Origin of the sequence: Blautia sp. TM10-2 (assembly GCF_003480845.1) — a bacterium.
Classification (GTDB): Bacteria; Bacillota; Clostridia; order Lachnospirales; family Lachnospiraceae; genus Fusicatenibacter; species Fusicatenibacter saccharivorans.
Window position 1 is genome coordinate 58,873 of record NZ_QUJZ01000003.1, and the last position, 25,056, is coordinate 83,928.

Below are 25,056 nucleotides of genomic sequence, written 5' to 3' on the forward strand. Positions count from 1 at the left end.
GGATGCCAACGTTTTTATTCTATCACATTTTCCAAATCTGTCAAAGTGATGATTGAGAATTTGTCTCACTGTTTTCCTGTTTTTGCGAAAATTTTTGTGCATTTGGAGATTTTTCCTATTTTTCAAGAGCTTTTTTGTACCATTTTCTGCACAAAAGAAGTAAGATAGGAAGAAAGAAAAAGCGTGGCGAAACTACGCGAAGAAGCAGAAACTATGTAAGAAAGGGGGACATACTGTAATGCATACAATATGTCTGAAAGACAACTGGACCTTAACGGTCCTTGGAAAAAATGTTTACGATATTCCGGAGACTCCAATTGAGACAAAGGTTCCGTCTACCGTTTACGGCACACTTCTGGAAAAAGGTCTGATCCCGGATCCGTTTTATCGTGACAATGAACTCGACGCACTGAAACTGATGGAGAACGATTTCGCATACGAGACAGAAATCGTGATCGGAGAGGAAGACAGAAAAGCGGACCGCCTGTTTTTACATTTCGACGGAATTGATACGATCGCGGATGTTTATCTGAACGGAGAGAAAATCGGCTCCGCAGACAACATGAACCGTGTCTGGGAGTACGATATTACCGATCTTGTTGCAGGTGATGCAGCCGATACCGTATATCAGGTAAAAGTGATTCTGCATTCCCCGACCAAATTCATTGCGGAAGAAGATACAAAATGCCCGGTTGGCGGATCCTCCGATGCAATGCCGGGATTCCCGCATATCCGTAAAGCAGCGTGCATGTACGGCTGGGACTGGGGCCCGCGTCTTCCAGATGCAGGACTGTTCCGTGAAGCTTCCGTTCTTGCAGTAAAAACAGCCCGTCTGGCGCAGGTATTTGTAGGACAGGAGCATCACGTAACCGGAAAAACGGTTCACGGAAACGTTGTTGATTCTGTTCGCCTGACGGCAGATGCTGAGATCGAGTGGATGCCGGGAGTTACCGACGGAAATGTAAAAATTGTCATGACGGTTACTTCTCCGGATGGAAAAACCGTTCTGACCGCAGAAAGCGGCAGCATCGATCCGCTGACCCATTCAGCACCGGCAAAGAATCTGACTGGTCTTACGTGTGAGCTTCGCAGCAACCATGTACAGGCTTCTCTTACCGTAGAAAATCCGGAGCTGTGGTGGCCGAACGGTTACGGCGCACAGGCACTGTATCAGGTAAAGGTAGCGCTTGTTGCAGGGGATACCCTGGATACCTGGGAGAAAAAAATGGGTCTTCGCACCATCACGGTCAATACCGATCCGATGGAAGATGAAGTTTATGATGAGCACATGACCGGACAGGCGCCAGATTACGACGACGGCGACAACATGGTTATGACAAACGGTGAGAAGAAAGTAATTATCACCGATAAAGCAGCAAAGACGGTAAAAGGCCGCAACTTTGCATATGAAATCAACGGACTGCAGATTTTCGCGATGGGCGCGGATTACATTCCGGAGGATAATATTTTAACCCGCCAGACGAGAGAACGTACCGATCTGCTGTTAAAATCCGCACAGGAAGCAAACTTCAATTCCCTGCGTATATGGGGCGGCGGATACTTCCTCGATGACTTCTTCTATGATGTCTGCGATGAGAGAGGACTTCTGATCTGGCATGACTTCATGTTTGCCTGCGCTTCCTATGAGCTGTCAGATCGTTTTGAGGAGAATATCTCCACAGAAATCCGTCAGAATGTACGCAGACTTCGTTCTCATGCAAGCATCGCTCTGTGGTGCGGAAACAATGAGATGGAGACACAGTACGAAATGATGGCATGGCCGAAATCCAAGAAACAGTATTACGATTATATCCATCTGTATGAGTACATCATTCCGAAAATCGTCAAAGAAGAGGATCCGGAGAAATTCTACTGGCCATCCTCCCCGTCTTCAGGCGGAAATTACGAAAACAGCAATGCGGAAAACGTCGGCGATACCCATTACTGGGGCGTATGGCACGGAAGCGAGCCGTTTACCGCTTATCGTTCCCACCATTACCGTTTCCTGTCCGAGTTCGGCTTCCAGTCCTTCCCGTCCCTGCAGACCGTAAAACGATTTACGGAAGACGGCGACCGCAACATCTTCTCACGCGTTATGGAAATGCACCAGAGAAATACGGCTGCCAACGGAAAGATCCTGAACTATATCTCACAGACCTACCTGTACCCGAAGAACTTCGATGAGCTTCTTTACTGCTCACAGCTTCTTCAGGCAGATGCCATCCGCTACGGCGTAGAGCATTTCCGCCGCTTCCGCGGTACCTGCATGGGTGCTGTTGTATGGCAGCTGAACGATATCTGGCCGGTGGCATCCTGGGCAAGCGTCGATTACTACGGAAACTGGAAAGCCCTGCAGTACGCAGAGAAGAAGATGTTTGCACCGGTTCTGCTTTCCTGCGAGGAGCATGGAGAGATTGACCAGAAACCGTTTGTCAACACATTGCCGCATCCGATCGATGTCAGTGCAGATCTTCACGTTGCGAATGAAACGGGTGAGCCGATTGTTGGAACCGTAAAATGGTCTCTGCGCCGTCCGGATTCTTCCGTAGTCAAAGAGGGAATCTTCGAGGTCAACGCACCGGCCTACGGCGGACAGTGGATGCCGCATCTTGATTTCAACGGTCAGGATCCGCTGGAAGTTCATCTGACGTATGAGCTGGTTGTCGATGGAAACGTCGTATCTTCCGGATCGACGCTGTTCTGTGCACCGAAGCATTACCATTTCGCAGATCCGAAACTTTCTGTATCAGTAGACGGCGATACCGTAACCGTAACGGCAGAGAACTTCGCAAAATCTGTCAGCGTAGAGACCGAAAACGGTGTGCTTCGCCTGGACGATAACTTCGTTGATATGGAAGCAGGAACAAAGACCTTCCGTATTCTGCCGACCGCAGACTTCACCGCCAAGGGAACCGGCGTATCGGGCGCATACCGCGTACGAAGCGTATACGAGACAGCAGAACGATAAGGCATGGAAAAGGGCACGCAAAATGAATGCGTGCCCTTTTCTGCAAAATAACGTTATTTATTTTTTTCTGCCTGGATTTTTCTGGCCTGTTTCGGTGTGATTCCTTTTATTTTTTTATAACACCGGATGAAATAGCTGCAGTCCGGATAGCCGACTTCTCTGGAAATAAAAGAAACATCGTGACTGGAAAAAAGCAGCATGTTTTCTGCCGCATTGATTCGGGTTGCCGTAATATATTCTTTGCAGGTCATATTGTAGCGGCGGTAAAAATTCATGGAAAATGTGGAGTGCGACATGTTGCACATGGCGGCAAGTTTCTCTACGGTCAGTTCTTCAAAATAATGGGAATCAATGTATTCGGAAATCAGGTCAAAACTGATTTCGTAGGAAGGATGCACGCCGGGAGACGGAAAAGAAGTCCCGCTTTTTTGCCAGTTCCGTACAAAACGGCTGATGATTTTCCGAAGATCCGCTGTAAGAATCATGGAATAGCCAAGCTCTTTATCCCGGTATTCCTTAAGAATATCCGAAAAAAGAGGAAAAAGGTCCATTTTCCGTACCTGCTCCGGAGAAAAAATACAGGGGCAGCGGAACGTGTGGAGGCCGTGCAGAATCGAACGCAGATCCAGCTCATCCGTCTTGCAGGTGGGCAGAAGATTGGGGTCAAATTTAATCACATCATACTGCACCGGAACAGACCCCTTTGCAAGCGCGATGGAATGAACGCATTTGGGCGGAAAAAGGATCACAGATCCTTCCGTTCCGATGGATGTCACATTATCAAGGGAAACCTCAATTTCTCCTTTCAGAACGTAGAGAAGTTCTACATAATAGTGCCAGTGAGCAGGAATCGGAAGGGAGTCCCGCGTGCTGTCAAAAAGAAAAGCCTCATAAGGAGAGGCGATGGGGTCGATATATTCATATAAGTTATTCATAGATGTCTCACTTTTCGTTCGTAGTGGATGTTCCATACTGACTGTGGATGGAAACAAACTTCTTTTAGTATATAGTGATTTTATATGATTTGCAAGAAGGAATGAAGAAAGGAAAGGTTACAAGATTATCATCATGCAAAAAACAACAAATGATATGACGCAGGGCAACAGCATGAAGCTGATTTTTCAGTTTTTCCTGCCGATTCTGATCGGAAATCTTTTTCAGCAGCTTTACAGCTTTGTGGATTCCATGGTCGTTGGAAAGGGGATCGGAGATGTGGCCCTGGCAGCGGTTGGAAATACCAGTTCGGTACATTTTTTGATTCTCGGCTTTGCCATGGGGCTTACCGGAGGACTTGGGATCTGTATTTCCCACTCCTTTGGAGCGAATGATATCGAAAAACTGCGGAAAGAAATTGCGATGTCGGTTTATATCTGCCTTGCCATTGGAATTGTAATTACGGTGGGCAGTCTGTTTTGGATGCGCCGTCTGTTTGTCTTTCTCCAGACACCGGAGGATATGATGACAGACACTCTGGTTTATTTTGGAACCATTCTGGCGGGCAGTACCGTTACCATTTTTAATAACTTTGCCATGACGCTGCTCCGGTCCGTCGGAAACAGTAAAGTGCCGCTGGCTTCTATGATCGTTTCGTCGGTGGTCAATATTGTGCTGGATCTTCTATTTGTATTTCCGTTTGGCATGGGCGTGTTTGGAGCGGCGCTTGCAACGGTCCTGGCGCAGGTAGTTTCTGCCCTTTACTGTCTGGTATATATCCGGCGCGCCGCAGAACTGCTTCCGCGGAAAACAGACTGGAGGGCAGATGGTGTACTTCTTGGCGCACTCGTTGGAAAAGGCCTGCCGGTAGCTGTGATGAATTCTGTAACTGCGGTGGGCGGTATGGTCCTTCAGGTTTTTGTCAATCAGATGGGAACGGCTTATGTCGCAGCTTATGCTGCATGTATGAAGGTGTGCGGTCTGTTCGAGCAGCCGGGTATAACACTTGGACTTGCACTTCTGACTTTTACAGGACAAAATTATGGAGCCGGAAAATACGACCGGATCAAACAGGGAGTCAGGGCAGGTGTCGTGCTTTCTGTCCTTGTCAATCTTCCTTTTGCAGCACTGGAAATTTTCTGCCCGAAGTTTCTGGCATCCCTGATGCTGAATGATGCGACAGTCATTTCCTATACCTGTATCTTTCTGCCGGTTACCGGAGTTGCCCTGTTCGCCCTTGGCTGGCTGTTTGTCTTCCGAAACGCCTGCCAGGGAATGGGAAAAACAGTTCTGCCGATGGTGTCCGGGATTGTGGAGGTTGCCATGCGTGTCATGGTTGTGCTGCTTTTAGCACCGCGCCTTGCGTTCCGCGGAGTGGCATTCGCAGAAATTTCCGCATGGGTCGGAGCTGGAGTTATGCTTATGATTACCTACTTTTTTTATCAGAGGCGGCTCTCCGGGAAAACTCCAGATGTGAGAGGATAAAAGGAGAAGTTATATATAAAAACCCTGCCTGCACAGCTTTGTAACATAGTCTTTTCAAAGACTGAAAAACTGTGCGGGCAGGGTCTTTTGGTTAAACAAGCGTTCCCATATAGTAGAAGCCGCGGCATTCGTCCAGGGAAACGTTCTGCAGCGTTCCGATCATCGAAGCATCTCCCGGGAAATGAACCAGCGTATTGTTGCTCATACGGCCGGTGACAAGAGAAGCGTCCTGCTCATTGATACTTTCCACCAGAACTTCCTGTACGGTATGAAGATGTCTTGCGGTTACCTCGCGGGAAATTTCCTGAACCTCGGCAAGAAGACGGTCAAAACGGTCTTTTACAACATCCGCCGGGATCTGGTCTTCCATGGCAGCTGCCGGTGTTCCGGTTCTTCTGGAATACTGGAAGGTAAACGCGCTGTCGTAACGAACGCGGCGGACCACATCCAGTGTTTCCAGAAAATCTTCTTCGGTCTCACCAGGGAAACCAACGATAATATCTGTTGTCAGAGAAATATCCGGCACTTTTGCGCGGATTCGGTCTACCAGGTCGAGATACTGCTCTTTGGTATAACGGCGGTTCATCAGTTTTAAGATACGGCTGCTTCCGGACTGGAGCGGAAGATGAAGATGGAGGCAGACCTTCTCACAGTCGCGCATTGCATCGATCAGTTCTTCCGAAAGATCCTTCGGATGTGAGGTCATGAAACGGATGCGTTTCAGCCCTTCAATCTGATTTGCCTTGCGCAGAAGCTGTGCAAACGTCATCGGCTCCTCGAGATTCTTTCCGTAGGAATTGACATTTTGACCAAGCAGCATAATTTCAACAACGCCGTCTGCAACGAGGCGTTTGATCTCTGCGATGATTTCCTCCGGCTTCCGGCTGCGTTCGCGGCCGCGCACATACGGTACGATACAGTAGCTGCAGAAGTTATTGCAGCCGAACATAATATTAACACCCGACTTGAACGGATATTTGCGGTCAACCGGGAGATTTTCCACGATTTTATCGGTATCTTTCCAGATATCGATCACCATGCGGTCCTCTGTCATGCAGCGGACAAGATACTCGGCAAAGCGGTAGATATTATGCGTTCCGAAAATCAGGTTGACGAAATGGTAGCTTTTTTTGAGTTTTTCGACAACAAGCGGCTCCTGCATCATGCATCCGCAGAGGGAAATAATCATGCCCGGATTTTTCTTTTTGTACTTGCCAAGCTGTCCAAGACGACCGTAGACACGCAGATTTGCGTTTTCACGGACGGTACAGGTGTTGTAAACAACAAAATCGGCATCTTCGGTCTCCACAATGTGGTAGCCGACGGTTTCCAGAATTCCCTCCAGTTTTTCGGAATCACGGGCGTTCATCTGGCAGCCGAAGGTTGTGATGCAGGCAGTCAGATACTCTTTTCCGTTTTGTTTTGCACGCTCCGGTACGAGCTGCTGTTTTAAAAGTGCCATAAAGTAATACTGACGCTGCGGTTCTGTCTCCGGTGCCGGAACAGTAATGTCAACATTTGCAAGATCAATGCCGGAAACCTCGGCATCCGGAACGTTTCTGAGATCTATCTTCATAAATGAAACCCTTTCTTTTTCAATATAAAATGCTAAGTACAGTAATAATGAGACGGTATAAAATGCCGTGAAAAAAGACCCGTACAGCCGGATCTTCTTTTTATTTTAGCGTATCTGATACAAAATAGCAAGAAAAACAAGATTGAAAACAGTAAAAATCAGGATATATTTTTTGCGGCAGGAAGCGTCTGCGGCCGTAATCTGGCGATAGGAGATCAGGCTTGCCATAGATGCAATTAAAGTCCCGAGGCCGCCGAGGTTGGTTCCTACAATCAGTTCCGGGATTTCTTTTGTATATCCGGAAAGCAGCATGGCGGCAGGAACATTGCTGATGATCTGGCTTGTGAGGACGGAAAGAAGCCGTTCGTGTCCGGTAATCATCTGTTCCAGATAAATACGAAGCGCTGCCATTTGTTTCATGTTTCCAATAAAAAGAAAGAAAAACACAAAAGTGAACAAAAGGGAGTAGTCTGCTCTGCGGTAAAGGCTGCGGTTCACCAGGCAGATCCCGGCAATCGTGATCAGAAGCAGAATACTATGCGGGAGAAGTTTGGCAACCGTAAGAATACAGCAGAAAAAAAGAGCTGCAAAAACTACGATTTGCCGCGGATGAGTAATCGCTTTTTTCTCCAGGGAAACGGAAATTTTCTTTCCGGAGAAAAACAGAAAAATGCAGATCAGAAAAAGAACTGCAGCACCCAGAGTATAAGGCAGCATCATAAGCAGAAACTGCAAAAGGGAAAGTCCGGAAAGCGAATACAGATAAAGGTTCTGCGGATTGCCGATAGGAGTAAACATACTGCCAAGGTTTGCAGCCATGGTCATAAAGGTGACAAGAAGTATTTTTTTCTGCTCCATATGGCACATTCGCAGAAGCAGAATGCCAAACGGAACAAAGGTAATCAGAGCGACATCATTGGTAATCAGCATGCTGCAGAAAAAGCACAGGGAAATCAGAAGCAGAGCAACCATCCGTTCTGAGTTTACATGCCGGAGAAGACTGGTGCCAAGCCAGTCAAATACGCCACATTCCCGCAGACCCGCGACAATCAGCATCAGACAGAACAGCAGGATCAGAGTATGAAAATCCAGATAGCCAAGATACTGTGGACCGGGAGGACAGAAAAAGCAGGAAAGCACTGCAAGAAAAAAAGAGACGGTAAGCACTGCATCTTTTTGAAAAAAGGAAATCAGTTTTTTTATCATAAAAATCATCCTTTCATGAATAAGCAGGACTGATGTTGGAAGATCGAGATGAAAAATCAGGCTGCATATTTCGGATACCGCAGATTATTATATAAAAGATATGGAAAAGATGCAAGAAAAAGGTCAGAAACCGAAAAAAATGCGGTTTTTCAAAAAATCGACAAATTTTTCCAGCCAATTCTTGACAATCAACAAAAATCGCGTTAAAATTGCTTCTGTCGTGTAAAAGCAAATTCTGAGAAAAGAAAAAGTAAATGCAGACAAATCGTTTTCAGAGAGCTGCCGGAAAGATGCGAGACAGCAACGAATCTGGATTGAAAATCATCTTGGAGAAGGAAAGCCCAACGAATCGGCCGTGTATCGTACTATGTGCCGGAATTCCAGTAGGTTTTCACGGGAGTTTCCCGTTACAGAAACCGCGTATGCTTGTGCGTTGTATTCGTGCTTGTTTCAAAGAAGAGACAAGGGTGGTTGCGGGAAAAGAACAGTTCCGTCCCTCGTTGAGGGGCGGATTTTTTTGTTTGTCAGCTGCAAATTCACCCCGGTAATACAGCCTGGCAAAGAATAGATCCTGCTGGAACATTGTACCCGACAGCGGGAAAAGGGAGGAAACATATGAAAGTGTACAAAAAAATCATGAATGGACTGGCATTTGTTGAGAAACTGGTTCTCGTGCTGTCCACGATCCTGATTGTTGTGCTTACGGTCGGAAATGTCCTGTCCCGTAAGATTCTGCATCAATCCTGGTCATTTACCGAGGAACTCGTTGTTGCGGTATTTGTCCTGATTACACTTCTCGCTGCAGCGCTCGCTGCCCGTGACGGAGAGCTGGTCAATCTTTCTTTACTGCCGGACCGTCTTTCTGCGAAGGCGAGAAGAATCCTGCTGGTTGTCAACACAGTATTTAGTGTTGCCTTTACCGTAGTTCTGTTTAAATACGGCATGGACAAGGTACTGACCCAGCTTGCCAACGGAAAGAGAACGTTCGTTTTAAACTGGCCGGAATGGATTTTCTGGTCTTTCGTACCGATCGGCGCAGCCTGCATGACGCTGCACATGATCGAATATTTGATTGATACATTCGTAAAAGCAAAAGAGGAGGGACAGAAAAAATGATCAGTGCAATTCTTTTTCTTTCATTCTTTGTTTTTCTGATCCTTGGTATCCCGATTGGCATCTGCCTTGGTCTGTCTTCGATCTGCGCGATCCTGTACTCCGGTACATCCCTGACCATCGTAGCAACCAATATGTATTCCGGTATCAGTAAATTTTTGCTCCTTGCCATTCCGTTCTTTGTACTGTCCGGAAACATTATGGCAAAAGCGGGCATTTCCAAACGACTGATTCGTTTCGTCGACACCTGCGTCGGCCATAAAAAGGGCGGTATCGCGATCGTATGCGTTATCGTAGCCTGCTTCTTTGGCGCGATTTCCGGTTCCGGTCCGGCAACCGTAGCAGCACTTGGCATGGTTCTGATCCCTGCCATGATTGAGCGCGGCGGATTTTCTGCTCCGTTTTCCACGGCCCTGATGGCGACGTCGAGTTCGATTGCGATCGTCATACCGCCGAGTATTGCATTCGTTGTTTATGCATCCATCACAGGCGTATCCATTGCCGATATGTTCACAGCAGGTATCGTTCCTGGTATTCTGATGGGTGTGGCCCTTGTCATCGTTGTTCTTCTGGAGGCAAAGAAACACAACATTCAGCCGACCCAGAAAAAAGCAACAGCCAAAGAAAGATGGGATGCTTTTAAAGATGCTTTCTGGGGATTCTTAATGCCGGTCATCATCCTTGGCGGTATCTATGGAAGTGTTTTCACCCCGACCGAGGCAGCTGCCGTTTCCGTTGTATACGGTCTGTTTGTCGGAATCTTTATTTATAAAGAGATCAAACTGAAAGACCTGTGGGATCTGATGGTAGATTCTGCCAAAACAACCGGTGGAATTATGCTGATCGTCGCAAGTGCTTCTCTGTTCTCCTTTGTCTGCACAAAGTTTGGTATTGCGCAGGCAGCATCGGATCTTCTTGGAAGCGTTGCTCATAACCAGTTTGTATTCCTTCTGATTGTCAATATCATTTTCCTGATTGCAGGATGCTTTATCGATGCAAACTCTGCGATGTACATTTTCATCCCGATTATGCTTCCGGTCTGCAAAGCCCTTGGCTATGACCTGGTAGCATTCGGTATCGTGGCAACCGTCAACCTGGCCATCGGACAGGTAACTCCACCGGTTGGTGTCAACCTGTTTGTTGCCATTTCCGTAAAACTGAAAAAAGGAATGGAAGTTACCATTCAGCAGATTTCCAAAGCCGTTATGCCAATGATCGCGGCATCGGTAGCGGTTCTGCTTCTGATTACGTATGTTCCGCAGATTTCCACGTTCCTTCCAAAAGCGCTGGCAAAAGACGGAGCTTATACCGGAACCGTAGCTGCAGCAACGAATTCCGATACTTCCAGTGGCGATGCTGCGGATGGCAGCACAGCAGGAAATTCCTCCGGCAATGAGGATTACAATGATATCGCTGATTACAGTGACCTTGGATGGGCAGAGCAGACCTGGAACTTTACCTGCTCCACCACCGAGACCAGTACCTGGGCAGAAGGCGGACGCAAGTTCGGCGAGCTCATGGAAAAAGCAACCGGCGGCAAGATCAAAGTCAATGTATACGCCGCAGACCAGCTGACCAACGGAAACCAGTCCGAGGGAATCCAGGCACTGATGAACGGGGACCCGGTACAGATTTCGATGCACAGCAACCTGATTTACTCTGCGTTTGACCCGAGATTTAACGTCGTATCTCTTCCGTTCCTGTTTGATTCGGTAGAAGATGCGGATGCAAAACTGGACGGCAAAGCAGGCGAAAAATTAAAAGCAATCCTCGATGAGTACGGCCTGCACTGTATGGGAATCGCCGAGAACGGTTTCCGCCAGCTGACCAACAGCAAGCAGGAAGTCAAAACTGTCGATGACATGAAAAACCTGAAAATCCGTGTCGCAGGAAGTAACCTGCTGATGGAGTGCTACAAACGCTGGGGCGCCGATGCGACCAACATGAACTGGTCCGAGACCTACACCGCCCTGCAGCAGAAAACCGTAGAGGGTCAGGAAAATCCGCTCCCGGCTATCGATGCAGCCAGCGTACAGGAAGTACAGCCGTACTGCTCGATGTGGAATGCGATTTATGACTGCCTGTTCTTCTGTATTAACGGAGATATCTATAACAATCTGACCCCGGAGCAGCAGAAAGTTGTCGATGAGGCCGGACAGAAAGCAGTCGATTACGAACGTGCCATCAACCGTGCCGGTGATGATGAGATTATGGACCGCTGGCAGAACGAGAACGGTGTCAAGATCACAAAATACGAAGATATGGACATCGATTCCTTCAAACAGGCGGTAGATGGCGTGGATGAGTGGTATCAGAAGGAACTGGAAAGCGCAGGTTATGACGATGCCAAAGATCTGATCGAAGCCTTTACAAAGAAAGATACATCTTCTGCAAGCACCTACGATGTAGAAGACAGAAGCGATCTCGACTGGCCGGAGCAGACCTGGAACTTCACCTGCTCCACGACAGAAACCAGTACATGGGCAGAAGGCGGCCGAAAGTTCGGAGAACTGATCGAAAAAGCAACCGGCGGCAAGATCAAAGTCAACGTATATGCCGCAGATCAGCTGACCAACGGAAACCAGTCCGAAGGTATCCAGGCACTGATCGATGGAGATCCGGTACAGATTTCAATGCACAGCAACCTGATTTACTCTGCATTTGATCCGAGATTTAACGTCGTATCCCTTCCGTTCCTGTTTGATTCCGTAGAAGATGCGGATGCAAAACTGGACGGCGAGGCAGGCGAAAAATTGAAAGAGATCCTTGATGAGTACGGCCTGCACTGTATGGGAATCGCCGAGAATGGTTTCCGTCAGCTGACCAACAGCAAGCAGGAAGTAAAAACCGTCGATGACATGAAAAACCTGAAAATCCGTGTGGCAGGAAGCAACCTGCTGATGGAATGCTACAAACGCTGGGGCGCCGATGCGACCAACATGAACTGGTCCGAGACCTATACGGCCCTGCAGCAGAAAACCGTAGAAGGCCAGGAAAATCCGCTTCCGGCTATCGATGCAGCCAGCGTACAGGAAGTACAGCCGTACTGCTCGATGTGGAATGCAATTTATGACTGTCTGTTCTTCTGCATCAACGGGGACATTTACGACAGTATGACTCCGGAGCAGCAGGAAGTAATCGATGAGTGCGGACGTCTGGCAACACAGTACGAGCGTGAAATCAACCGCGCCGGTGATGATGAAATCATGAACCGCTGGCAGAATGAAAATGGTGTTACCATTACCAATTATGAGGATATGGACATCGATTCGTTCAAACAGGCTGTAGACGGCGTGGACGAGTGGTATCAGAAAGAACTGGAAGGACAGGGATATGATGATGCCAAAGAGCTGATTGAGACGTTTACAAAATAATGATAAAAATCCATCCATGACTTGGAGGTCTCCGATGAGACTGTTTCCGGGTATGGATGGATTTTTTATTTGAGTTTTCCAGGAAAACAGGTATACTGGATGGTATCAGGAAACGGGAGATTTGAATTAATGAAACAGAAAAAAGAACGGGAAAAAGAAATCAGCCAATGGCCATGGATTTCCATGCTGCCGTTTGGAATCCTGGCGGGATACTGGGGAGATAAGGAAGTGCGGATCACGGCAATTTCAGAATATGGCTTTCAGACCCGTCTTGCGACACCGACTACAGTTGAGCAGAAAAATGCGCCGTGGGAACTGGCATTTTACGATCAGAAAACAGCAGCCTACCAGCGGATTCTTCTTCGTGATGCGGCTCTGCTACAGGAAAAAGAAGAGGATTTTGATACGGTTTATACATTTGTGACAGACCAGGAAGACTACCGAAATGCGGTACAGCGCCTTGCCCTGCAATACAGCCAGTATATCCGGTGGAAAATGGAAGACGATGATGCCGCGCTTGCAGAAGAGATGACAGGATATCCTGCGGAGCAGGATGCGTTTCATCTGGAAAGCTTGGAAGAGCAGAAAAAGGTATGGTTTTCCGGGATCGGGAAGGAAACATTTACGGCATTGCAAAATGGCTTTGCAGGATCCGGGCAGCCGGTCGAGCTGGCGCTCGAACTGGACCGGCCGGAATGGTATAAGGCGTATCTTTCGATGGAAAGTGCGGTGTTTTTTGATGCTTATTTTCGGAAAAACCAGATTCCGGATCCGCCGGTTTTTCACCCGGATCGGCTCTATATAGGAAATGCTTTCTGTCCACATCTGGCGCCGAAAGAAGAGGAACTGTTTGCACTGCTGAACAAAGCCTGCCGGGAGTCGTTTGCGGTTACGCTGGTCTTTCCTTTCCTGCTGGAAGAAAATCTGTCGGAAACACAAGCACGTCTGCAGCATCTTGCCAGATGGTGTGAACAAAAGAACAAAACCATCGAGCTTGTCGTAAATGACTGGGGAACGGCTCATCTGGCAGCTCAGTTTCCGGTGTTTTCCCTCGGCCTTGGCGTGCTGCTCAACAAGCGGAAAAAAGATCCGCGGATGGCCTATAAGCTGGGGGACAGCACGCTGTTTGAACAAAACAGCGTTCATGCGGCATTTTACCGGGAGTATTTAAAAGAAGAATTTCGGATGGAACGGTATGAATGGGAGAGCTGCGGCGATACCAGTACCGGGAAGTTTCCAAAAGGGAAAAACAGTCTTCATCTTCCCTTTTATCAGACCAATACTTCGCAGTACTGTCCGATGTATGCAGCATGTACTAAAGGAAGCCGCGGCGCCCAGGTGCCGATACGCGAGTGCCCAGAGTTTTGTGAAAGGCAGGCGTTTTTGTATCCGGAGCATTTGCGGATGGTAGGAAGATACAATTCGTTGTTTGGGGTGGTTTTGACTGTTTTGCAGGAACCAGAGGCGATGGGGAAGATGTATGGGTTGTGTGAAATGGACCGGATTGTAGTGAACTTGTTATAGTAACATTATAAGAAGCATGTTCATACATGCCCGAAATAAACAACTTCCAGGGGTGAAAAACGTAGTGCACGCATGTTAATCCGTTTCCCGGGATATTTCTCGAGATTCATTTTGGGTTGCTCTTCGGAATTTGTTTCCGACTTGATAGAGCTATCAAGTCGTGATAAGATGAAAAATAATAAGAAAAAACTATCAGAAATTTTACAAGATAACCCACGTATGATGCTCGACTGGGAGGCAGCGGTGGTTATCAAGAACATTACTAACACACCCATAGAAATTCCAGAAGAGATGGATGTGATTGATGTGTGCAAAGCTGTGGAAGATATGTTGAAAGAAAGCAGAGAGGAAGGTATCGAGATCGGTGAAATTCAGATGCTTGTGAAACTTGTAAAGGAAGGTGATTTAAAGATAGAATGTGCCGCTGTCAAAGCCAAAATGACGGTTGATCAGTTTCAGAAAATGATGGAGAATGCGCCGGCATAATACGAATGTATCAAATGCTACGAGAATTCATTCGCAAGAGTGGGATCTTTTTTATGTTGTGCCGAGTCCATTTTTTAAAGAAAAGAAGGTTATGATCATGAGAATACTATTTTGCAATATCGCATGGATGAATTATTATAAAGGAATTATATGGGGAAAAGATGAACCACAAAATGGTGGATCCTATGTAAAAGAAACTCTGGATGCACATGAAAAATACAATTTTGAAGCGGTAACGCTTACAGAAGAATCCGGATATCCAAAAGGGGAATATTGTCTTGGCTTCGTGGAGACAAAATCAACCAATAAATAAATGCGAAATCAGTTAAGAATTGAGAAGATTTATGGCTGTGAGGGAATGAATGAAGAAACTTCTGTAGATGATGTGCTTGTCGTATATTGTGCACTGTATCCGGATGCAATAGAAAAAGAAACATATGTAGTTGGCTGGTACAAACATGCAACCGTATATCGCAATTGCAAAGTGATGCGTTTTTCATCGGATGCAGAGGAAGAACATTATGACCAGGCATATAATGCTATTGCTAAAAAAGAAGATTGCGTGCTGCTGCCAAGAGGGGCAAGGCGAAAAGCAAACACATGGAAAGTGTCAAGAAGATCAAAAGGTGTGGCGTATGGATTTGGACAGTCTAATGTATGGTATGCACAGGGAAGAGAACAGAATAATTTATTAGATCAGTTCCTTGATAGAATTGTAAGTCAGATAGAGGATTATGATGGGGAAAACTGGATTGATAAATATGCAGAGGGAATGGAGTGAGCAAGACCATTACGAACACATTCATAGAATTTGTTCCTCTGAATTTATTTATGACACAAGAAAAGACGGAACAACTTGATTTTCCGCGAGGTTTGGAGTACAATTATTATGAATACATGTAGAATTTGCTCGGATTAGATCGGAGAATTGTATGGGCTATTTATCAATCAGACAGACAGCGGAAAAATGGGACCTTTCGGCAAGGTGGATCAGTGATCTTTGTAAAGCCGGACGAATCCCCGGAGCAACGAAAATCGGTTCATACTGGGCGATTCCAGCGGATGCGGAAAAGCCAGCTGACGCAAGAATTAAGAGTGGTCGCTACGTGAAGACAAAAGAAAACCAAGAAAGGGGTCGTACCAATGGCTGCAATCAATGATTTAATTAGCCAGATCCAAGATGAGACGCTTCGAAATAGAATCCAGGAAGAAGTGAGCAAAATGGCCAAGCAGAAGAAATTCGGCTTGGTTTTTGAAGAACATATGCCAGAAAGCACGCCTCTCTATGATATGCCTATCAAAAGAGGATGTAATGTTATGCGTCGTGACAGCAAGGACGACAAATCCATCTATGTTGTGCTGAAGGTTGAAGGCGATACTGCTGTGTGCGTTAAACCGGAACAAAAAGATGAAGCAGTCACCTTTGAACTGAAGGATATCGTTCGTGTTGCAGAATTCGGAGAATCCATCTATCCCTATTTGAAGCCAGTGGATTCAGTTTGCAATGCGCCGGATAGCGATCTGTGGCATACACTGATCGAGGCAGACAACTATCATGCCCTGCAACTGTTGGAATACCTGTACGCAGGCAAGGTGGACTGCATCTACATCGACCCGCCCTACAATACCGGCGCTAAGGACTGGAAATATAACAATGACTATGTGGACGGTAATGATGCTTATCGCCACAGCAAGTGGTTATCGTTTATAGAGAGGAGACTTCGTATTGCAAAGCGTTTATTGAATCCTAAAACGGGTGTCCTTATTGTTACGATTGATGAGCATGAGGTGCATCATCTTCGAGTCCTATTGGAAGAGCTTTTTGCCGAGTACTATATTCAAATGACTACAGATGTCATTAATCCTAAGGGGGTTACTCAGGGACGGTTTTCTCGTGTTGAAGAATACAATATTTTTTGCTTTGCGCCAGATGCATATGTTGCCGATAGTGAAGACAACTTGTTAAATCTACCAGATAAGAAAAAGGTTCCACGGTGGAAAGGACTTTTGAGATCTGGAACAGACGCACAAAGAGAAGATAGAGAGAATATGTTCTATCCGGTTCTCATAGATGCTGAATTAGGAAAGGTTGTAGGAGTAGGGCAATCACTGCCACTACCTCTAATTCCTAATCTCGACGAAAAGATTGCCGGGTATTCTGTAGCTTGGCCAATTAGAAACGATGGCTCCTATGGGAGATGGAGCGTAGGTGCTGAAACCCTGCGTGATCTCATTGCCAAGGGCTATGTCTCTTGTGGAAAGTTTGATTCTCTACGAAAAACATGGGGGATTTCTTATATAAGTCAACCTAACCAAAAACTGATTGACGAGGGACGAATTATCATTGTTGGTAGAGACCCAAAGACAAATGTCGTTTCAGTAGAATATGCCAGTGATAATAACAGGGTTATCAAGACAGTGTGGCATCGGACATCACATGATGCTGGCGCATATGGCACAGACCTCATTAGCGAGATAATAGGACAGACGAATGCATTCTCTTTTCCAAAATCTCTTTACGCAACACACGATTCGATTGCATCAGTTGTTCGCGGAAAGAAGAAGGCATTAATTTTAGATTTCTTTGCAGGTAGTGGTACAACCCTAAATGCTGTTAATTTACTTAATTACGAAGATGGTGGTTCGAGGAGATGCATTCTCGTAACCAATAATGAGGTATCCGATTCAGATGCCGAAGCGTTAACTGAAGCTGGCGATACCCCAGGAACGCAAACGTGGGAAAACCATGGAATTTGCAGAGCGGTTACGTGGCCAAGAACGAAGTATAGCATTTTAGGCTTTCACAGTGACGGTAGTCCTTTGCAAAAGGACTATACTACTACGCGAACCGTTGAGAAAGAAACTGAAAGAACCATTAAACAGATAAGATTAAATCCAGAATATATTTCTGACATCAAAGTGCGCAAAGATATTGTTGCGTTGATTGGAAAAGATAAGTTGCCACAGAGCCTAGTTAAGCCTGATATAGACTATTTAGTGTCCGAGAAACATTGTGCATCTATTTTGTTTTCACCATCTGCTTATGGTGATTGGATTGCGGCTTTGGATGGGCAGGATCATGTGTCGGAGTTATATGTGGTTACTTCCAATAATAAAGAGTTTAAGATGATAAAAGAATTACTCATCGATTCTATGGGTGCAATGAGTGTGTCAAAGGCAGAGAAAATACCAATGTCGGATGGATTCAAAGCAAATGCTGCATTCTTCAAACTTGGCTTCTTAGATCCGACGGCGGTTTCTCTCGGTATGCGTTTTTCGGAAATGCTGCCTACGTTGTGGTTGAAGACTGGAGCAAAAGGAAAATGCCCACAATTGGTCGGAGAGCAAGTCCCGGACATGCTGATCTTACCGGAAAATCAATTTGCAGTTTTGATCAACGAAAATACCTTTGCCGATTTCGCGGAAAAGCTTGCAGAACATCCTGAAATCCAAACGGTATTCTTGGCAACTGATTATGAAGTGAATTATCAATCTATGGTAAAAAATCTGAATGTTGTAAATGCGTATCAGCTTTACCGGGATTACTTAGATCACTTCCGTGTGAACAGAGGGAGAAACTAAGAATGATTTGTGAATTATTCCCATTTCAAAAACAGGCGGTCAATGAAATGCGCCTCCGCGTGGCGATGGCGCTGAATAACTATCGTATGCTGAAGATCCCTCAGGTGGTTTCGCTCCAGGCACCAACGGGTTCCGGCAAGACAATTATCATGTCTGCCCTGATCGAAGATATCTTTTACGGCTCAGAGCAGTTTACTGAACAGCCGGAGGCCATTTTTGTATGGCTTTCGGATTCTCCGCAGCTGAATGAGCAGTCCAAGCAGAAAATCGAGCTAAAGGCGGATAAGGTCCGCATGGATCAGTGTGTAGTGATTTCAGATGAATCTTTCGACCGCGAGATTCTGGAGGACGGTCATATCTATTTTCTGAATACGCAGAAGCTTGGCAAGGCTGGTAATCTGAGCCGCCATTCGGATACGCGACAGTATACGATTTGGGAGACCATTGAAAATACAGCAAGAGAAAAAGCTGACCGGCTGTATTTCATTATTGATGAGGCACACCGCGGTATGCAGGGACGCCAAGCGGGAACGGCAACCACCATCATGCAGCGATTTATCAAGGGCAGCAGCGAGCAGAATCTGTCGCCCATTCCGGTTGTTATCGGAATGAGTGCAACTGCCGAGCGTTTTAATTCCCTTGTCGGGCAGGCAACAAACTCTACACTGCATAAGGTTGTTATTTCCCCGGCCCAGGTTCGCCAATCTGGATTGCTCAAAGATCGTATTGTAATCACTTATCCGGAAGATCCAATCAAACACGGTGACATGGCCGTTCTCCAGGCTGCAACAGACGAATGGCAGGATAAGTGCAAGCACTGGTATCAGTATACCTATGAGCAGCATTACACCAATGTAAATCCGGTGTTCGTTATTCAAGTCTGCGCTGGTTCCGATACGAAAGTATCTGACACCGATCTGGACGATGTAATTGCGAAAATCGAAGAGCGTATGGGCGATAGCTTCAAAGAAAATGAAGTTGTGCATACTTTCGGTTCTACGGGCACATTGTCGATTCACGGATTGACCGTGCCACATATCGAGCCATCCGAGATCGCAGAAGATCGCCGCATTCGTGTTGTCTTATTTAAGGAAAATCTGTCCACTGGCTGGGACTGCCCTCGTGCAGAAACTATGATGTCCTTCCGGCGTGCGGAAGACGCAACCTATATTGCGCAGCTGCTCGGACGTATGGTTCGCACACCGCTTCAGTGTCATGTTCTCGTGGATGATTCCTTAAATGATGTGCGGCTATTCCTTCCGTATTTCAACCAGGATACCGTTCAAAAGGTCATTGATGAATTGCAGGCAACCGAAGGCGGAGAAATCCCGACAGTTGTCGATGGTGAATCTCTGGAAGATCAGACCTATGATACATGGTCGGTTCACAACCAGCGAAAGAAAACGCAAAAACAGACGGTTGGTCAGCTGAGTATTTTTGATTACCCGAATGGCTTCCAAGAAGAGCCTGCTGCGGCACCTTCCACAGCAGTTGGAGATATGTCAAATTCTGGAGCTGTGGCAGCGAATCAAGGTGGAGCAGATTCAGAAATTCCTGCAGAAGGACAACACCAGACGATTCCGCTGGAAACAGTGTCTGGAAACGATGTACATACAGGTCAAGAAACGGAGAGAACCAGTGGAGGCAACCAATCTGTGAATAAAGAGCAGCCAGTGCTGACACCGGCTGTATCGCAGATGTCGATGCTTCCAACAATAGATCGTGAAGGAATCACAAAGTTCATCAATGAACAGGGATATCTGACTTATATCGTCCGTGCGGTAAAAATCAACAGCTATTTGAAGTCTTTGATGAGCTTGGCAGGGCTGTTATCGCAGTTCAATATCTGTATTACGGCGGCTGAGGATGTGAAAAACGATGTTGCTGAACTTATCCGCAACTATGTGAACGGTCTGCATGATGCTGGAAAATATGACGAGCTTACAAAGCAAGTCATGGAGATGAAACTGTCTGTTCAGATATTCGATGTTTTCGGTGAGAAAATACAAAGCGATAACCAGATAGATATGTTTACTGCATCCGAGTCTGACCTCGATCGTCAGCTAAGAGTAGCAGACGCAAAAATGGGTGGATGCGGTTTCCACTTGGCATATGGGCGTAAATATATCGACTTCGACAATCCGAACGCCTTTAAGGTGGATTGTATTCTGTTCGCATTCGACAGCGAGTGTATTGCGGAATTAAATAAATACGCTGAGAAGAAGTTTCATGAATTGAACGACCAGTATCGTAAATATATTGTGGTCAAACCGGAGAAGTGTCAAAAGCAGTATAGCGATATTGTTGCTAACGGCGATGAAATCAGTAAGCACAACTTTACTCTTCCGGAGACAATCAGTGCCAAGGTCGAAGCAGATGGAATAAAGTACACGGATCATCTTTTTGCCAATGCAGATGGAATAGCAAAAATTAAGTTGAATGGCTGGGAACAGACTGTTTTGGCAGAAGAGCAAAAACGAGAGGATTATGTTTGCTGGCTGCGGAATCCGTCCCGACAGTCATGGTCACTGCGGATGCCTTATGAAATGGACGGGAAATGCAAGGAGCTTTATCCGGATTTCATCATTGTTCGCCAAGATCCAATTCTCAAGTATATCGTTGATATTTTGGAGCCGCACAATCCGGATTTCAAGGATAACTTGGGCAAAGCTAAGGGACTTGCAAACTATGCTGCAAATGAACCAAGAATTGGCAGAGTGCAGCTGATACGTATTGGAAAAGACGCAGCAGGAAAAAATCGCTTTAAGCGGCTGGATCTTGCAAAAGGCAGTATCCGCAATAAGGTGCTTGCCGCAATCAATACGGATGAGTTAGACCATATTTTTGACACAGACGGTGTGTTTGAAGACTAAATTAATTATACAGATAGGGGTTTATCATGGAACGTATCAACGCCACAACAGGCTCTTACAATTTTATAGATTTATTTGCAGGAGCTGGTGGATTGTCCGAAGGCTTCATCCAAGCGGGCTTTTCACCTGTAGCGCATGTGGAGATGAACCCATATGCTGCTCAAACATTGGAAACGCGAACGGGATACTATTATCTCAAAGCACAAGGGAAGCTTGATATCTACAAGGATTATATTAGCGGAAAAATCACCCGCGACGAATTTCTGCAACATATTCCAGAGGAGCAGCTACAATCCGTATTTTGCGAAACGATGTCAAATGAAACTCTTCCAAGGTTATTTGAAAATATAGATAGGATCCTTACGCAAGGAGGCATCAAGCAAGTAGATGTCATTATTGGTGGACCGCCTTGCCAAGCATATTCTTTGGTGGGAAGGGCGCAAAGCAAGCATATGGAAACGCCGATGTCGGCGGATCCTAGAAATGATCTCTATAAGCTGTATGCGAGATTCCTTCAGAAATATCAGCCAAAGATGTTCGTTTTTGAGAATGTTATGGGAATCAAGTCAGCAAACGGTGGTGCAACCTGGCTGAAAGTCCAAGAAGCGTTGCGTTCCGTTGGCTATGAGATTGAATGTCATGAGCAAAATGCAAAGAATTTTGGTGTGCTGCAAAACCGAAGAAGAATGATCATTGTCGGGTGGCTGAAGAATAGTGGGCTTTCTTATCCGCAGTTTGAGCAGACAATAGCAGATGCTACGGTTAACGATATTCTCAGTGATCTGCCAGCGTTGCAGCCAGGAGGAAAATCGGGTGAATACAGATCAAATGATTTCAGCGATTATTTAAGAAGCACTGGAATCCGCAAGGATTCTGACATTCTGACGCATCATTGCGCAAGACCCAATAAAGACAGGGATATTGAGATTTATCGGCGTACAATTGAACTCTGGAATGATGGGCACAAACGGCTGAACTATAATGATCTGCCAGATGAGCTGAAGACACATAAAAACCGGAAGTCATTTCTGGATCGATTTAAAGTTGTAGAGGGCGACGAGGCGTACTGCCACACCATGCTGGCTCATATCTCAAAAGATGGACATTACTTTATTCATCCGGATATTGAGCAACACCGTTCGATTACTGTCCGGGAGGCCGCTCGCATCCAATCGTTTCCGGATGATTATTTCTTTGAAGGCCCGAAAACGGCTCAATTTGTACAGATAGGCAATGCCGTTCCTACGTTAATGGCTAAAGGCATCGCAGAAGGAATCGCCAATGAATTAAGTAAGGAGGGTATCGATGGAAAGCAATCTCCTACTTGAACAATATAGCTGGTATAAGAAGCAACAATTGGCCAAGGCTCCATTTGAATGTCTACTGAATGCGGATATTGAACCGAATCCCCATCAGGTCAATGCTTTTTGCGCGGCCATTCAAGCATTAAAGACAGGCGGTATCATTCTGGCAGATGAAGTTGGTCTGGGCAAAACAATCGAAGCTGGATTAGTGCTTAACTATGTTCTGGATAACGGAGCAAAAAAAGTACTGATTTCTCTTCCTGCTACTTTGAGAAAACAATGGGAAGTAGAGCTTTTGGAGAAGTTTAGTCGCCAAGCTGTTATTCTGGATCGGTACACGGTTGAGCATGATCTTGCCAATGTGCGAACGCACCTTGGAAATGCAGATGAGGTTAGTATTGTCATTGCTTCCTATGATTATTCATCGAAACTAATTAAGCGTTTTCCTCATGTCAAATGGGACTTCCTGATTATTGATGAGGCTCATAATCTGCGGAATGTTTTTCATGGCACAAAGCGGGCAAAAAATCTATATGATTTGACACATGGGATTCCTAAAATTCTTTTGACTGCTACGCCGTTACAGAATTCCCTTACAGATCTTCATGGACTGGTTTCCTTTATCGATCCACGTATTTTCGGGTCAGAAAAGGTTTTCAACCGTCGATTTGTGGATGGCTGTGATTATGAGGAATTGAAACAGGAACTTCTTCCAGTGTTATATCGCACCCTTCGACGCGATGTCGGAAAATACATGGCCTTCAGCAAGAGAATCTGTATTACGGTCGATTTCCATTTGAGTGCAGAAGAAAAAGAACTCTATGATGTGACCAATGATTTTCTGCGTCGTGATCCGCTGTATTCTATTCCGAATGCGAATCGTGGGCTGATTATTCTTGTTATTCGAAAGTTGCTTGCATCTTCTAGCTTTGCTTTGATAGAGACCTTTGAAGTATTAGAAAAACGTCTTGAAAAACTCTATGAAGGCACTAAATCTGCTTATGCCCAGGAGGGATTCGATTTATTCTGGGGGTTTGTAGAAGATGAAATCGATGAGGATGGTTTCAACGAATACGATGATGAAGAAACAGCAGAGAAGAAACAGGCTATTCAGGCTGAGCTCAAGATTGTAAGACATATTCTTGAAATGGCAAGGGCTATAAAGACGAATGCAAAGATCGCCGCGTTGAGGGAAGCACTGAAATATGCATTTGACCACCAGATTTCTGAGGAATTGAATCAGAAGGCTGTTGTCTTTACAGAGTCTAAGCGAACACAGAAATATATAGCTGCAGAACTAAGAAGATCTGGCTATAGCGAGGAAGATATCCTTCTCTTTAATGGTGACTTTGATGATGCTATGACGAAGGAAATCTTTCGAACATGGCAGGTCAAGAATTTTGGTAAAACAAACTATGGCAGAAGTGTGGAATATAAGCACGCAATTGTCGATTATTTCAAGAGTCATGCCAAGATTTTGATTGTTACAGATGCTGGTTCAGAAGGTCTAAATCTACAATTTTGCAATACAATCATTAACTATGACTTGCCTTGGAATCCGCAGAAAATTGAGCAGAGAATTGGACGTTGTCATCGCTATGGACAAACTCACGATGTGGTAGCAATCAATCTGTTGAATACGGACAATGAAGCAGATCGCAGAGTATATGATATTCTTTCTAAGAAGTTTGAACTGTTCGAGGGCGTGTTTGGTGCATCGGATATTGCGCTAGGCGCACTTGAATCTGGTGTGAGTTTTGAAAAGCGTATTCTGGAGATTTACCAGAATTGTAAGAATATCACTGCGGTAAGGAAAGCATTTGCAGCTTTGAACAGGCAGCTAGATGCAAGGAAGAATGCTCATGCAGCAGAACTTCGCTCAATTCTGCTTACAGAAAGTAGAGAGGCGAAGGGGCAAGCGTTGGAAAAGACCAAGGCTGATATTGATAAATATCTACGTGATGTTGAATATTGGAACCAGTTTGAAGAACCAGAAGTAGATCACAAGCTACATTACTGGAAAATCGACAACTGGGGTGAAAAGATATTTGGTTCACATGGCGTTTTGTTTCTTGGAGCATTCATGGACAATACAAAACTCCTCTTCCCAGTTTTACTACTTTGTGATGAAAATGGTGAGTATATCAATTTTACTGAAGATGAGATTGTTTCCGCATTGGAGGAGGCTAATGATTCGGATGTTCGCTATTTTAAACCGACAGAAGAAGAACAATCTTATTTTCACCGGATTTATGCTCGCTTGATTTCAGAAGTTCAGGATCAGCATGATAAAACTGTAGCCCCTACTATCGCATATAACAAGAAGAAGATTGAAAACTGGGTCAATGTCCAACAAGAACAGCTTCATGTTCAGCTTACTGATGCTCAAAAAGAAGTTGAGGAGTACATACTTGCTGAAATGGCGGCTACTGACACGCTGGAAAAAAAGGATATCCGAAAAAAAGCGGCTGAAGCGAAGAAAAAAATGGATAAGCTGCAACACGACCTGCCTAAGCGCAGAAAAGAGATTCAAGACGAGGCGCAGGCTGAAATTGATCGATTTAATCAGTCTCAGGAAATCAATCCATTGCTTCTGATTAACATTGTCCTTAAATTTTAACAGGAGGCACCA

17 protein-coding genes are annotated in these 25,056 nt (G+C 45.6%); 14 read left to right on the forward strand and 3 right to left on the reverse strand.

The window, feature by feature from the left end:
* Nucleotides 1-238 precede the first annotated feature (238 nt).
* A complete protein-coding gene (locus tag DXD92_RS03695) occupies nucleotides 239-2,968 on the forward strand; it encodes a beta-mannosidase (protein ID WP_118640097.1) in 2,730 nt (909 codons plus the stop codon).
* 53 nt (nucleotides 2,969-3,021) lie between these two features.
* Here DXD92_RS03695 and DXD92_RS03700 read toward each other — a convergent pair whose 3' ends face one another.
* Nucleotides 3,022-3,903: an AraC family transcriptional regulator gene (locus tag DXD92_RS03700; protein ID WP_158581757.1), complete on the reverse strand. Its 882-nt coding sequence runs from the start codon at nucleotides 3,901-3,903 to the stop codon at nucleotides 3,022-3,024.
* A 133-nt stretch (nucleotides 3,904-4,036) separates the two neighbouring features.
* Here DXD92_RS03700 and DXD92_RS03705 point away from each other — a divergent pair, with 133 nt between their 5' ends.
* On the forward strand, nucleotides 4,037-5,386 hold the full coding sequence (locus DXD92_RS03705; RefSeq protein WP_117802303.1) for an MATE family efflux transporter: 1,350 nt from the start codon (nucleotides 4,037-4,039) through the stop codon (nucleotides 5,384-5,386).
* 91 nt (nucleotides 5,387-5,477) lie between these two features.
* Here DXD92_RS03705 and miaB read toward each other — a convergent pair whose 3' ends face one another.
* The gene (miaB, locus tag DXD92_RS03710; RefSeq protein WP_055266015.1) at nucleotides 5,478-6,962 is read right to left on the reverse strand and encodes a tRNA (N6-isopentenyl adenosine(37)-C2)-methylthiotransferase MiaB; all 1,485 of its coding nucleotides are present in this window, start codon (nucleotides 6,960-6,962) and stop codon (nucleotides 5,478-5,480) included.
* Between the two features lie 105 nt (nucleotides 6,963-7,067).
* Nucleotides 7,068-8,168: an SLC13 family permease gene (locus DXD92_RS03715; RefSeq protein ID WP_118640099.1), complete on the reverse strand. Its 1,101-nt coding sequence runs from the start codon at nucleotides 8,166-8,168 to the stop codon at nucleotides 7,068-7,070.
* A gap of 48 nt (nucleotides 8,169-8,216) precedes the next feature.
* Here DXD92_RS03715 and DXD92_RS18460 point away from each other — a divergent pair, with 48 nt between their 5' ends.
* The 12 genes from DXD92_RS18460 (at nucleotide 8,217) to drmD (ending at nucleotide 25,044) form a co-directional block, all read left to right on the forward strand.
* Nucleotides 8,217-8,375 carry a hypothetical protein gene (locus DXD92_RS18460; protein ID WP_156327599.1) on the forward strand — a complete coding sequence of 53 codons (159 nt, stop codon included), beginning with the start codon at nucleotides 8,217-8,219 and terminating at the stop codon, nucleotides 8,373-8,375.
* Between the two features lie 408 nt (nucleotides 8,376-8,783).
* Nucleotides 8,784-9,284, forward strand: a complete 501-nt coding sequence (locus DXD92_RS03720; RefSeq protein WP_118640100.1) for a TRAP transporter small permease — start codon at nucleotides 8,784-8,786, stop codon at nucleotides 9,282-9,284.
* Nucleotides 9,281-12,655, forward strand: coding sequence for a TRAP transporter large permease subunit (locus DXD92_RS03725; RefSeq protein WP_118640101.1), 3,375 nt, complete (start codon nucleotides 9,281-9,283; stop codon nucleotides 12,653-12,655). The genes DXD92_RS03720 and DXD92_RS03725 overlap by 4 nt, the downstream gene beginning before the upstream one ends.
* Before the next feature lie 129 nt (nucleotides 12,656-12,784).
* Nucleotides 12,785-14,179 carry a hypothetical protein gene (locus DXD92_RS03730; RefSeq protein ID WP_118640102.1) on the forward strand — a complete coding sequence of 465 codons (1,395 nt, stop codon included), beginning with the start codon at nucleotides 12,785-12,787 and terminating at the stop codon, nucleotides 14,177-14,179.
* A 168-nt stretch (nucleotides 14,180-14,347) separates the two neighbouring features.
* A complete protein-coding gene (locus tag DXD92_RS03735) occupies nucleotides 14,348-14,665 on the forward strand; it encodes a hypothetical protein (protein ID WP_147399284.1) in 318 nt (105 codons plus the stop codon).
* Nucleotides 14,666-14,762: 97 nt separating this feature from the next.
* A complete protein-coding gene (locus DXD92_RS18890; protein ID WP_243104833.1) occupies nucleotides 14,763-14,978 on the forward strand; it encodes a hypothetical protein in 216 nt (71 codons plus the stop codon).
* Complete coding sequence (locus DXD92_RS03740) at nucleotides 14,979-15,446, forward strand: hypothetical protein (protein ID WP_243104834.1); 468 nt, start codon at nucleotides 14,979-14,981, stop codon at nucleotides 15,444-15,446.
* Between the two features lie 151 nt (nucleotides 15,447-15,597).
* On the forward strand, nucleotides 15,598-15,825 hold the full coding sequence (locus tag DXD92_RS03745) for a helix-turn-helix domain-containing protein (protein ID WP_118640104.1): 228 nt from the start codon (nucleotides 15,598-15,600) through the stop codon (nucleotides 15,823-15,825).
* Nucleotides 15,809-18,247 (forward strand): site-specific DNA-methyltransferase, encoded by a 2,439-nt coding sequence (locus DXD92_RS03750; RefSeq protein ID WP_118640105.1) that lies wholly within the window; start codon nucleotides 15,809-15,811, stop codon nucleotides 18,245-18,247. The genes DXD92_RS03745 and DXD92_RS03750 overlap by 17 nt, the downstream gene beginning before the upstream one ends.
* Before the next feature lie 2 nt (nucleotides 18,248-18,249).
* On the forward strand, nucleotides 18,250-21,120 hold the full coding sequence (locus DXD92_RS03755; RefSeq protein ID WP_118640106.1) for a DEAD/DEAH box helicase: 2,871 nt from the start codon (nucleotides 18,250-18,252) through the stop codon (nucleotides 21,118-21,120).
* 26 nt (nucleotides 21,121-21,146) lie between these two features.
* A complete protein-coding gene (locus DXD92_RS03760) occupies nucleotides 21,147-22,448 on the forward strand; it encodes a DNA cytosine methyltransferase (protein WP_118640107.1) in 1,302 nt (433 codons plus the stop codon).
* Complete coding sequence (gene drmD, locus DXD92_RS03765) at nucleotides 22,426-25,044, forward strand: DISARM system SNF2-like helicase DrmD (RefSeq protein ID WP_118640108.1); 2,619 nt, start codon at nucleotides 22,426-22,428, stop codon at nucleotides 25,042-25,044. Before DXD92_RS03760 ends, drmD begins: the two co-directional genes overlap by 23 nt.
* Nucleotides 25,045-25,056 lie beyond the last annotated feature (12 nt).